Here is an 11,915-nt window from a genome sequence, read left to right as displayed (position 1 = left end):
ATTTGTATGCTTTTTATTGAGTAAGTTAATGGCATGGGTGATCTGAATTTATCCCAGAATGGGCAAAGAAAAAAAACTGTTAGGAACAAACAGTCTTTTAAATTATGGCTGGACAAACGTTTTCCCTTTTTTTCGGTGATTCAGAAAGAATACATTCAGTTTCCAATGCCTAAGAATTTGAATATTTGGTGGACATTTGGTGCTGTCTTAACTGTTATTTTATTCTTGATGTTGCTGACGGGGATTTTTTTAACTTTATATTATACAGCTTTGCCTTATCATGCTTTTCTATCAATAGAGATGATTGAAAGAAGGGTGCCAAGCGGCTGGTTAATTAGATCCATTCATATGGCAGGATCAAATTTGTTTCTGGCTTTTCTATATTTGCATTTGTTTAGGGGATTATATTACGGTTCTTATAAATCACCAAGAGAGCTGGTCTGGTGTTCGGGGATGATTTTGACAGTTTCTGTAATGATAACGGCTTTTGCTGGATATATATTGCCATGGGGGCAAATGTCTTACTGGGCTGCTAATGTAGTTATTCAAGCGATTTCATCCATTCCAATCATAGGACAAAATTTGTCCGGTTGGTTGATGGGTGGGGAAATACCAAACGCACTGACATTACATCGTTACTATACAATTCATTTTGTTATGGCGTTTGTAATCTGTTTTATCGTTTTTCTTCATGTTATTTGCATGCATCATGTAAAATCCAATAATCCTGAAGGAATCGATATTACATCAAAAAAGAATGTTCTTCCTTTCTTTCCTTATTTTGTGGCAAAAGATGGGCTGGTTCTAGGCGTTTCCGGATTAATAATGGTTATTTTGATTTTTTTTGAATCAGGGTTGTTGACGAATAGTGAAAATTATATTCCAGCCAATCCACTGGAAACCCCAGCGTCCATTGCTCCAGAATGGTATTTCCTACCTTTTTACGGAATTTTACAAATAATACCATATAAATTTGGGGGAATGGCTTTATCAGCAGGAACGATTTTTCTTCTATTCTTGGTTCCGTGGCTGGACTCATCACCTGTTAAATCGGCACGATACAGACCTATTTACCGTATATCATTGATTATTTTGGTTATTGCTTTCGTAATGTTGGGTATTGTAGGAAAATTTCATACATTTAACTCACTTATATGGTTGGGACGCCTTTCATTATTGTATTATTATTGCCATTTTTTAGTGATTTTACCCTTATCGGCCCATTTTGAAATTCGATGTAAATTACATGATTCTTCATTATGTGATAATAAATAGGACGCGATTTATGGGCATGGTTAAGAAGATTGTTCTAGGTTTTTTCTTAAATATCCTGATTTTTATAACGGCAATGATGACAATCTGGGCAGCGGATAAAAATCAATTAATTAAAAATCATGAAATTACTATACCGCATTATGAGTGGAGCTTTAAAGGTTCATTAGGATATTTTGACAATGCGAGTGTGCAAAGGGGTTATCAGGTTTATAGACAAAAATGTGCTTCATGTCACTCCATCAATGTGATGCGTTATGCTGATTTGCAGCAAATGGGATTGACTCTTGAGCATATTGATAAAATTGCCCATAGGGATCAGGTCATGGATGGCAAGGATAATCAAGGGCAGGATTATTACCGTCCAGCCAATGTAACTGATTATTTAAAAAAACCGTACTTTAATGATAATATTGCGAAAACAGCCAATAACGGTAAAATACCGCCGGATTTTTCACGTTACATGATGATCAGAAAAAACGGGGCCGATTATGTGATGGCTCTATTATTGGGTTATGAAACTGCACCATCAGGTTTTCATTTTGACAATAAAGCCTCATATTATAATCTTTATGCACCGCATCACCAGATAGGGATGAAACCTCCTTTGACTGATGGAGGTATTCATTATGAAGATGGCACGTCAGCAACTGTTGAACAACAAGCAAGAGATGTTGTCATTTTTCTGAATTGGGCTGCACATCCCCATTTGACAGAACGTCATCGTATGGGAATAATGCTTTTCCTTTATATGATTTTTATCGTTATTCTTGTATTTCTTATTAATCGTAAAGTGTGGTCAAATGTCAATAAATAGTCATACTCATGATAAGCCAGTTATTGGGGTTATCGGTGGTTCGGGATTATATAATATTTCAGGTTTGAGTGATCAACAGTGGGTGGAAGTTGATACGCCCTGGGGCAAGCCATCCGATCAGTTATTAAAAGGTAAACTTGATGGTGTTTCCTGTGTATTCTTACCGAGACATGGTCGGGGCCATGTATATTCCCCAACAGATGTGAATTATCGGGCGAATATTGCAGCGATGAAAAAACTAGGTGTTACGGATCTTGTTTCTGTTTCTGCTGTCGGTTCCCTGAAAGAGGAATTGTCCCCAGGTACATTTGTTGTGGTGGATCAATTAATTGACCGTTCACGTTTACGAACCAAAAGTTTTTTTGAAAAGGGATTGGTTGCCCATGTATCTCTGGCTGATCCATTTTGTCCTAAATTGAGTCAGATGCTGTATGAACAGGCAAAACAATTAGAAATCAAAGTTGTCAAGGGGGGAACCTATCTTGTTATGGAAGGCCCTCAGTTTTCAACACGGGCGGAAAGTCAGCTTTATCGTTCATGGGGTGCGTCTGTTATTGGTATGACCAATATGCCAGAGGCAGCTTTGGCGCGAGAGGCAGAAATCTGTTATGCGACAATTGCTATGGTTACCGATTATGATTGTTGGCATGAGGAACATGATGCGGTTAGCGTTGAAGCTGTTGTCGGAATACTGAAGCAAAATGCCAGACATGCTAGCTCTTTGGTTGAGAAATTTATTCCAGCTTTAGGGAAAAGACCTCAGGGAAACAGTGAATGTCAATGTAAACATGCTCTGGATTATGCATTGATAACGGCACTGGAAAAACGTGATCCTGTTTTGGTTGAACGTTTAAAAACGATTGCTGGTCGGGTTTTATAATTTCATTTTTGAATCTACTCTGATCAATTTTTATAAACCAGAGTAGAGCTTGGATTATTTTGCAACGGGATAATCCGTATAACCTTCTTTTCCCTGACTGAACCAGGTTTTGCTATCAGATGGTTTTAGGGGGATATCATTTTTAATTTTGTGAACAAGGTCGGGATTGGAAATAAATGGTCGGCCGAATGAAACGGCATCCGCCTCATTGTTCTTGATAATTTTTTGAGCAGAGTGCCCATTATAGGAGCCATTAATGACAAAATTTCCCTTAAAATTTTTCCTCATTGCGGGAGCGATGGGGGGGTAGAAATCCTGATCTGTAAGTGTTGACATGACAAAATTGTCTTCACCTGGTCGTGGTTCCCTCACTTCCAAAAAATTAATATTTTCTTTACTTAAAGCCTTTGAGGCGGCGATAAATAATGGTTCGGGATTACTGTCATGAACGCCTTGAATTTCCTCATTTGGTGAAAGTCTAACTGATGTTCTGTCTGATCCCACTGTTTTGCAGACATTATGTGTTATTTCAATTAGTAGCCTGATTCTATTTTCAATACTTCCGCCGTACTCATCCGTTCTAAAATTGCAATTGTCTCTTAAAAATTCATCAATCAAATATCCATTGGCGGCATGAATTTGTACACCGTCAAATCCCGCTTCCATGGCATGATTTGCAGCTTTTATATAATCATTGATTAATCGGGGAATTTCCTCTTTGGGTAATGCACGTACTTTTTCATACGGCTTTTTTCCTTCATATGTGTGTGCATATCTTGGAGCTGTGGTTGCTGATGCGGAAATAGGAGAAGGGTAAAATGATGGATGTACGGTTCGACCCATATGCCATAACTGACAAATAATATGACCCCCCTCATCATGAACAGCCTGGGTTACAGGTTTCCATGCCTCAACTTGCTGTTTATTCCATATGCCTGGAGCATATGCCCATCCCAATCCCTCTTGTGAAATTCCTGTTCCTTCTGAAATGATCAGACCTGCAGAGGCTCTTTGGCGATAATATTCTATCATTAAAGAAGTGGGAATATGATCCTTTGTGGCCCGTCCCCGGGTTAAGGGTGCCATGATGATACGGTTAGATGCTTTTATTGCGCCCAATTGAATAGAGTCAAATAAAGTAACCATTTAATTTTTCCAATGTTATTATCTTGTTAAGTCAGTTTTATCTATTGACGTAAGCAAATGAACATAATGATATTATCATTAAAGATACGGGAAGGCTATTCATTCATTATTTTACTTGAAGTCAATATAGCCTTTTTCATCCTGAGTATACCAAATGGACGAATCATGTGGGACAAAGGGTTTGCCCGTTTTAATTTTTTCGACCAAATCCGGATTGGAAATAAAAGGACGACCAAATGAAACTGCATCGGCTTGTCCCGTTTTAACAATTTTTTGGGCCAGTTGACCATTATACGTTCCATTAATAACGAAATTACCCTTGAAATTTTCCCGCATAGAAGGAAAAATCGGTGGATGATAGTCAGCATCTGTCAAATCTTTCTCCACATAATTATCTTTATTGCCGATTTGTGGTTCCCTGACTTCCAGGAAATTAATTTTTTCTCTACTCAATGCTTGGCTGGCAGCGATAAAAAGGCTTTTGGCATTGCTGTCAAATACACCCTGTACACGTTCATTTGGAGAAAGACGCACAGATGTTCGATCTGAACCCACCTCATGGCAAACCCTTTGCGTAATCTCGATTAGTAGACGTAGGCGATTTTCAATTGAACCGCCATATTCATCTTGACGGAAATTACTGCTGTCACGTAAAAATTCATCAATCAGGTAGCCATTTGCGGCATGAATCTGGACACCATCAAAACCAGAGTCCATAGCATTTTGTGCCGCTTTGGCATAATCATTGAGTATTCTTGGAATTTCATCAACAGGTAAAGCCCTTGCCTGGACATAGGGTTTCTTCCCATCATAAGTATGTGCATGACCTGGCGCTGTGGTTGCTGATGCAGAAATGGGAGATGGATAAAATGAAGAATGAACTGTGCGTCCCATATGCCACAATTGGCAAATAATTTTACCGCCTTCATCATGAACAGCCTGGGTTATGGGTTTCCAAGCTTCAACCTGTTCCTTATTCCATATACCAGGAGCATAGGGAAATCCCATTCCCTCTTGTGAAATTCCTGTACCCTCGGAAATGATCAAGCCAGCTGTTGCCCTTTGACGATAATATTCAATCATCATAGGGGTGGGGATGTGATCTTTTGTCGCTCTTGAACGTGACATAGGAGCCATGATGATACGGTTGGAAGCTTTTATTGCGCCCAATTGAATGGGATCAAATAGAATAGGCATAGTGGTAAACCTCACTAATAATTATATTATTAAAATAATAGTAGACCGGTCGTCTATTAATCTATGAAAAATTAAATATTATTGTCAAGAAGAAAGTTTGTGAAATGGAGAGCGATAGTAAATGCTGTAGACCGTTTTTGTATTTTCACCATTAAACTTGCCCCCAACCATTGTTGATATAATTGTTGAGCTATAAAAAAATTGTCAGCCTGATTGTGAATGGAATTATCTTTTTGGCCTATGGCAATAATTTGTGCGATAAGGGATAATATCCGGTCGGTTCCTCTACAGAATGCCTTACGCATCGGTTCGGAATAATCCGTCACCTCAGAACTTAATTTAACGATAAGACAATGTCCCTCAAAATTATTGTCGCATTGTGAAAATTGCCATTTTTCCCAATATTTAAGTAGACGATCTTTTCCTGAAAGTGAAGAAGACTTAAGTAAGGACTGAAGAGCCATTATATAATTGTCAATATAGTGATCAATGACCTGAACGCCGTAATCTTCCTTGGAATTGAAATAATAATAGAATGAGCCTTTGGGAATATTTGCTTGTTTGAGAATTTCAGCTAAACCAACATTTGTAAAACCTTGGCTTGCAAAAAATTCCTGACCAATTTTCAAAAGAAGATTTTTTTTATTTTTAGCATTCATAAGACGATATGAGGTTACGGAAAAAGAGATTTAAGTCTGAAAGCACGTTATGTTATGTGATAAAATCTTTTGTAAGCAACTTACTTAATAAGTATTATTTTTTAAAATATATTGTAATTATACACAATAAATCAATCGATAAAATTTAAGTAACATATATCTGTGCATAGGAATTAAATTTAGTTGACATTGTACATGATTATGGTTACCTTAAAACCAAATATAAGTGGCAATAATGCCACTGTAATATTTGGAGTAACGCGGCAAAAACGCGCGTAGTTAAAACCCATAATGCTGCTTTGATTAAGGGCATTATATAGAAATTATGGAGCGATCCAAATGACGAATTTTCGTCCATTACATGACCGTGTAGTCGTTCGTCGGCTAAACAGTGAAGAAAAAACTGTCGGTGGAATTATCATTCCAGATACAGCAAAAGAAAAACCTCAAGAAGGCGAAGTCATTGCCGTAGGTCCGGGAGCTCGTAATGAGCAGGGACAAATTGTTCCTCTGGATGTTAAAAAAGGTGATAAAGTTTTATTCGGTAAATGGTCTGGGACCGAAGTCAAATTAAATGGCGAAGAGCTTTTGATTATGAAAGAAAGCGATATTATGGGAATTGTAGGTTAATCCGCAATTTTTTCATTAGCTTTTGAATTTGACTTTTTTTTAAGAATTTCTTGTAGGAGATTAAGATTATGGCAGCCAAAGATGTAAGATTTGGTGCTGATGCACGTCAACGTATGTTACGTGGCGTTGATATTCTGGCAGATGCAGTTAAGGTAACCTTGGGTCCAAAAGGACGTAACGTTGTTCTTGATAAAAGCTTTGGTGCACCCCGTATTACCAAGGACGGTGTATCTGTTGCAAAAGAAATCGAGCTTGCTGACAAGTTTGAGAATATGGGCGCCCAAATGGTTCGCGAGGTTGCTTCAAAAACCAATGATGTTGCCGGTGACGGAACAACAACCGCCACAGTTTTAGCTCAAGCGATTGTTCGTGAGGGGTTAAAATCGGTTGCTGCCGGTATGAATCCTATGGATCTGAAACGCGGAATTGATAAGGCGGTTTCAATCGTTGTTGAAGAATTGAAGGCAAAAACAAAGAAAATTTCTACCCAATCCGAAATTGCTCAGGTTGGAACCATTTCTGCAAATGGTGAAAAAGAAATTGGTGATATGATCAGCAAAGCCATGGAAAAAGTTGGCAAAGAGGGCGTTATCACTGTTGAGGAGGCTAAAGGGTTGCAAACAGAACTCGACGTTGTTGAGGGAATGCAATTTGATCGTGGTTATATTTCTCCATATTTCGTTACAAATGCAGAAAAAATGACCGCTGATCTTGATAATCCTTTAATCTTGATCCATGAAAAGAAGCTTTCATCTTTACAGCCAATGTTGCCTTTGTTGGAAAGTGTTGTTCAAAGCGGTCGTCCGTTGTTGATTATTGCTGAAGATGTTGATGGTGAGGCATTGGCAACCTTGGTTGTTAACAAGTTGCGTGGTGGCTTGAAAATTGCTGCTGTGAAAGCGCCTGGTTTTGGTGATCGTCGTAAGGCAATGCTTGAAGATATTGCCATTTTAACCGGTGGTCAGGTTGTAAGTGAAGATATCGGCATTAAACTTGAAAACGTTACAATTAAAATGCTTGGTAACGCTAAAAAAGTTCATATCGATAAGGAAAATACAACAATCGTTGAAGGTACTGGTGACGTTGATCAAATCAAGGGACGTTGTAACCAAATTCGTGCTCAGATTGAAGAGACAACCTCAGATTATGATCGTGAGAAATTACAGGAACGTCTTGCTAAATTAGCAGGTGGTGTTGCTGTTATCCGCGTTGGTGGATCTACAGAGGTGGAAGTTAAGGAACGTCGTGATCGTGTGGATGATGCTCTTCATGCAACTCGTGCGGCAGTTGAGGAAGGTATTGTTCCAGGTGGTGGTACCGCATTGGCACGTGCATCTTTAAGACTTTCCAATCATACTCACGAAAATGATGATCAACGTGTTGGTGTTGATATTGTTCGCAAGGCATTGCAAACCCCATTACGCCAAATTGTTGAAAATGCTGGTGAAGACGGTGCGGTTATCGCTGGTAAAGTTCTTGAAAATGACTCATATAATTTCGGTTTTGATGCTCAGGTTGGAGAATATAAGGATCTCGTTCAGGCCGGTATTATTGATCCGACAAAGGTTGTTCGTAGCGCTTTACAAGATGCGGCTTCTGTAGCCGGTCTGTTGATTACAACTGAAGCGATGGTTGCAGAACGTCCAGAGAAAAAAGCTCCTGAAATGCCTGCAGGTATGGGTGGCATGGGCGGTATGGGTGGAATGGATTTCTAATTTCTCCCTTATTGCACAAAAGATAATAACTAAATAATTATCTTATTCTGAAAGGTTACTGTCAATAATGGCAGTAACCTTTTTATATATGTGAATATTTGATCACAATTATGAAGTAGTAATTGTTAAATTAACCATATTAAATAGTCTTGAATAATATTGTAAATGAAATGTTACGATATATTTTTTAAGTGTTTTATTCTAAATAATAAATAAATATTTTAAAATTTTAATAAATACTAAAAATTTATTTATATTTTATATTAAATTTACAATATATATGTTTTTTTTATTTAATAAATAATAATTATATTGACAGTTTATTTATTTTATGTGTCAAATAGTCCCATGAAAGTTTTCTTTCTGAATAGGTAAACGATTTATTCGTTTTGATTTTAACTCTATATCAGGTCTATGTTTCAAGGCTTGATATTCTATATATGATAAGGATGCGCGGTTATAATGTATACTGGAACCGTGAAATGGTTTAATCCTACAAAAGGATTTGGTTTTATTGTCCCTGAAGAAGGTGGCAAGGACGTTTTTGTGCATATTACAGCTGTTCAGGCTGCTGGACTTCGTGATTTGAAGGAAAATCAGCGTGTAAGCTATGATATTGTAACAGAAAGAGGTAAAGCTGCTGCAGCTAATCTCAAGCCTTTGTAAGATCGAAGCATACGATTACTGGTATTAGAGTTATCTATTTACCGTAAGCAAGCCAGCTCTTTTGATAAAGAGCTGGTTTTGTTGTTTATGATGATTTATTTTTCATAAAAAAGGGTCGTCTGATTGATTACCTCTTGTAGGCTCAGTTTTCGTATCGGAACATTTTTTGGGAAAGCGGACAATACACGAGTTGGTGTACGACGGTCCAAAATAATAAAAATTCCCTTGTCTGATTGATTACGTATCAATCTGCCAAAAGCCTGTCTTAAGCGCAAGCGAACAATTTGCTCATCATAAAGATTGGGTTTGTCCTTATAAAAATACTTTCTTCTTTCTCTATAAAGAATATCAGGGCGAGGCCAGGGTATTCTTTCAAATACAACAAGGCGTAAAGAATTACCTGGAATATTGATTCCATCCCGCATGGCATCAGTACCCAATAGACAGGAGCGCATATCATTTTTAAACAATTCAACCAGACTATTATTACTCAATGGATCGATATGTTGCGCAAAAAGAGAAATATTATCTTTTTCCAAAGATTCATTAATCTGGTGATAAATTGCACGTAACCGATGAATTGCTGTAAACAATCCCAATGCGCCACCTCGGGAGGCCTTGAATAAATGCAGGTAGGCATGGGCCACTTCATTGATGGAATGAATATTAATGTCATTAACTACAAAAACGCGGGCTTGCTTGTCATAATTGAAGGGACAACTTAATGCAGCTCTAAGAGGTTGAACGGGAAGATGTTCTGTCCCAACTCTTTGTTCGGCTGCTTGCCAGGATGCTTCTGTGTCATTGTTACTTTCATCGCGTAAGGTTGCAGAGGTGAAAAGCATACCTTGTATTGAAGATGCCAGCATTTTCATCAATGGAATGGTTGGGTCAAGCCAATGATGAAATAAACCTACGTCTGTTATATTTTTATTCTTATGTTCAGATTTCAGAAATGAAACATGAGTTTTAGGTTGGCTATTGGAATGTTCTGGTTTATTCAATGAGGTCAAAAGATCCAACCATAGAGTTAAGGGAGTAACCGCTTTCCGGGTTAATGTTGCGTGAGTTGTCTCAAGTCTCTCAAGGGACATTTTGTCCAGAGAGTCTTTTTCATTATTTAATTTGGTTTCTATATTGCGTGTAAATTTTAAAAGACAGTTAAGCAATTTTTGAAAGGATTGAATTAAATTTGGTACTAGTGCAACTAATTCCGGTAATAGCGGATAGAGATCGCATTCATATTGTCTTGTTTCCGCGTAGGACTGATTGATAATTTTGTTACGGGAAGAGCGGGCTTGAATTTGCTGATATATGAGGTAAAAGAAACGCTCAGATATATTGGTTGGGTTTTCATCCTTATTGTCATGAAATGATGCAAGATGACTTGACCAATTTAAGGGAGGTAAAATACAGGCGGAATCAATAATTTCTTCCAAATCCTTTTCAAGCGCTTTATTGCCAATAATTACGTCATGAATACGCTTTTTCAATCCTTTTGAACGTGTATTGTTCCCTTCATTTCCTAATAGCCATCGTCTCAGTTCGCTGGTTTCAGTAGCCGAGAAAGCGGTTGAAAAAGCTGAATCGGCTGCATCCGATATATGATGGGCCTCGTCAAAAATCAAGCGGGACGGTAGATTACTTTCCCATTCAGGAGAGGCATTATCTAAAGACCAGGCAAAGTGGTTAATGACCAGGGCGTGATTTGCAATAACAATTTCTGCATTTTGGGCTCTGCGAATGGAATGTTCAACAAAACAAGTCTGGTAATGTGGGCAACTTGCATGAATGCATTCACCCCGTCTTTCAGCAAGAATAGATAATATTCTGTTGTCAAAAAGATCATGGAACCAGTTGGGCAGGTCACCTCCAAAAAGATCACCATCATTGCTTTGTTCAGCCCAGTTGCATAATAAAATAATGGCGATATTATTACCGTTACCATCATTTTTATTGAAATGAAGCGTAATATATTCATCTAAATTTAATAAACATAAATAATTCTCTCTACCTTTTCGGACAACAATTTTTTTCTTGCGGGTGGCAGGATCTGGATAAAGATGATCGAATTCATGTTCGATTTGCCTTTGTAAATGGCGCGTGTAGGTATTTATCCAAACTGTTCCTTTATTGTGTTCAGCCCATAAACTTGCTGGAGCAATATAGGCAGAGGTCTTTCCTGTACCTGTTCCTGCCTCGGCTAATACAATATTGGGTTTTCCCTGTTCCACACAAGGTTCAAATGCATAACGGGCAACATCTGTAAAATCAATTTGTCCAGCTCGATCTTCAGCGCCAGGTCCCAGAATTTCGGCCAAACGATTAAAGGTTTCCTGGCGTTTGACAGGAAATTGGCTGGGTTGGGGACGTGGGGAAAGTTCTTGCCATTTTGGTAATCGTTGCCATATTCTGAGCGCGTCGGAAGCTTGCAGTTGTTGCGCTGGTAACGGTAGAGAAATATCAAGTGCAGATAATAATATTGGAGCCCATAACCATTGTGCATGATAGAGGGCCGCTAGCCGAGCGGCAATCAGGTCTTTGTTGCCATGATTATATTCTTCCTTGAATTTTAGGATAAGATAATCGCAGATAATTATTAAAAAATCAGCTTCAGGATTTAAAGGCATGGGGATTTTTAATGCATTGGCAAAATTTGTGACTGTATAGCCAAATGATTGAACGGGAAATACAAATGCGGCAAGTTCAAGCAAATCAAGCCACCGGTCAGTATGAATGGTTTTTGGGGATTTTAGTTTACGGTAGGTATAAGATTTGTGTATGATCAGCAATTCAGTTGTTTGTTCAAGTTCAGCGACCAATGTCTGTAATGGTAAATTAAGAATTTCTCCATCCGTATTAAATAATGAAAACTGATTATCATGAATAATTAATGCGGAATAATCTTTTAAAACCATTTATTTTCTAACAAT

General features: G+C 38.0%; 10 protein-coding genes. 6 read left to right on the top strand and 4 right to left on the bottom strand.

Going from position 1 to position 11,915, the window contains the following annotated elements:
- Positions 1 to 33: 33 nt before the first annotated feature.
- Genes H3T46_RS02730 through H3T46_RS02720 form a run of 3 tightly spaced genes read left to right on the top strand, consistent with a single transcriptional unit; the run spans position 34 to position 2,969 of the window.
- Entirely contained in the window at positions 34 to 1,275 is a 1,242-nt protein-coding gene (locus tag H3T46_RS02730) for a cytochrome b N-terminal domain-containing protein (RefSeq protein WP_198197337.1), read from the top strand.
- A 16-nt stretch (positions 1,276 to 1,291) separates the two neighbouring features.
- Positions 1,292 to 2,089, top strand: coding sequence for a cytochrome c1 (locus H3T46_RS02725; protein WP_198197336.1), 798 nt, complete (start codon positions 1,292 to 1,294; stop codon positions 2,087 to 2,089).
- Positions 2,076 to 2,969: an S-methyl-5'-thioadenosine phosphorylase gene (locus tag H3T46_RS02720; protein ID WP_198197335.1), complete on the top strand. Its 894-nt coding sequence runs from the start codon at positions 2,076 to 2,078 to the stop codon at positions 2,967 to 2,969. Before H3T46_RS02725 ends, H3T46_RS02720 begins: the two co-directional genes overlap by 14 nt.
- A 54-nt stretch (positions 2,970 to 3,023) precedes the next feature.
- On the opposite strand, the gene H3T46_RS02715 is transcribed toward H3T46_RS02720, so the two are convergent.
- From H3T46_RS02715 to H3T46_RS02705, 3 genes are all read right to left on the bottom strand, one after another.
- Positions 3,024 to 4,115 (bottom strand): alkene reductase, encoded by a 1,092-nt coding sequence (locus H3T46_RS02715; RefSeq protein WP_198197334.1) that lies wholly within the window; start codon positions 4,113 to 4,115, stop codon positions 3,024 to 3,026.
- Between the two features lie 111 nt (positions 4,116 to 4,226).
- Complete coding sequence (locus tag H3T46_RS02710; protein WP_198197333.1) at positions 4,227 to 5,312, bottom strand: alkene reductase; 1,086 nt, start codon at positions 5,310 to 5,312, stop codon at positions 4,227 to 4,229.
- Between the two features lie 71 nt (positions 5,313 to 5,383).
- Positions 5,384 to 5,971 (bottom strand): TetR/AcrR family transcriptional regulator, encoded by a 588-nt coding sequence (locus H3T46_RS02705; RefSeq protein WP_122123737.1) that lies wholly within the window; start codon positions 5,969 to 5,971, stop codon positions 5,384 to 5,386.
- A 339-nt stretch (positions 5,972 to 6,310) separates the two neighbouring features.
- On the opposite strand from H3T46_RS02705, the gene groES reads away from it, so the two are divergent.
- The 3 genes from groES to H3T46_RS02690 all read left to right on the top strand — a co-directional run bounded on the left by groES (position 6,311) and on the right by H3T46_RS02690 (position 8,982).
- Positions 6,311 to 6,601, top strand: coding sequence for a co-chaperone GroES (gene groES, locus H3T46_RS02700; protein ID WP_110438197.1), 291 nt, complete (start codon positions 6,311 to 6,313; stop codon positions 6,599 to 6,601).
- Positions 6,602 to 6,669: 68 nt separating this feature from the next.
- Entirely contained in the window at positions 6,670 to 8,316 is a 1,647-nt protein-coding gene (gene groL, locus H3T46_RS02695) for a chaperonin GroEL (protein WP_110438196.1), read from the top strand.
- 462 nt (positions 8,317 to 8,778) lie between these two features.
- Positions 8,779 to 8,982 (top strand): cold-shock protein, encoded by a 204-nt coding sequence (locus H3T46_RS02690; protein ID WP_110438195.1) that lies wholly within the window; start codon positions 8,779 to 8,781, stop codon positions 8,980 to 8,982.
- A 95-nt stretch (positions 8,983 to 9,077) separates the two neighbouring features.
- Here H3T46_RS02690 and H3T46_RS02685 read toward each other — a convergent pair whose 3' ends face one another.
- A complete protein-coding gene (locus H3T46_RS02685) occupies positions 9,078 to 11,900 on the bottom strand; it encodes an ATP-dependent DNA helicase (protein ID WP_198197332.1) in 2,823 nt (940 codons plus the stop codon).
- Between the last annotated feature and the right edge of the window lie 15 nt (positions 11,901 to 11,915).

This window comes from Commensalibacter sp. M0133 (assembly GCF_016101485.1).
GTDB lineage: Bacteria > Pseudomonadota > Alphaproteobacteria > Acetobacterales > Acetobacteraceae > Commensalibacter > Commensalibacter melissae.
The sequence above is the reverse complement of the archived record's forward strand: the minus strand, read 5'-3'. Positions and strand labels throughout refer to the sequence as shown.

Coding starts and splice junctions, on each gene's coding strand:
- H3T46_RS02730 (WP_198197337.1), top strand. CDS start 34: ATGGGTGATCTGAATTTATCCCAGAATGGGCAAAGAAAAAAAACTGTT.
- H3T46_RS02725 (WP_198197336.1), top strand. CDS start 1,292: ATGGTTAAGAAGATTGTTCTAGGTTTTTTCTTAAATATCCTGATTTTT.
- H3T46_RS02720 (WP_198197335.1), top strand. CDS start 2,076: ATGTCAATAAATAGTCATACTCATGATAAGCCAGTTATTGGGGTTATC.
- H3T46_RS02715 (WP_198197334.1), bottom strand. CDS start 4,115: ATGGTTACTTTATTTGACTCTATTCAATTGGGCGCAATAAAAGCATCT.
- H3T46_RS02710 (WP_198197333.1), bottom strand. CDS start 5,312: ATGCCTATTCTATTTGATCCCATTCAATTGGGCGCAATAAAAGCTTCC.
- H3T46_RS02705 (WP_122123737.1), bottom strand. CDS start 5,971: ATGAATGCTAAAAATAAAAAAAATCTTCTTTTGAAAATTGGTCAGGAA.
- groES (WP_110438197.1), top strand. CDS start 6,311: ATGACGAATTTTCGTCCATTACATGACCGTGTAGTCGTTCGTCGGCTA.
- groL (WP_110438196.1), top strand. CDS start 6,670: ATGGCAGCCAAAGATGTAAGATTTGGTGCTGATGCACGTCAACGTATG.
- H3T46_RS02690 (WP_110438195.1), top strand. CDS start 8,779: ATGTATACTGGAACCGTGAAATGGTTTAATCCTACAAAAGGATTTGGT.
- H3T46_RS02685 (WP_198197332.1), bottom strand. CDS start 11,900: ATGGTTTTAAAAGATTATTCCGCATTAATTATTCATGATAATCAGTTT.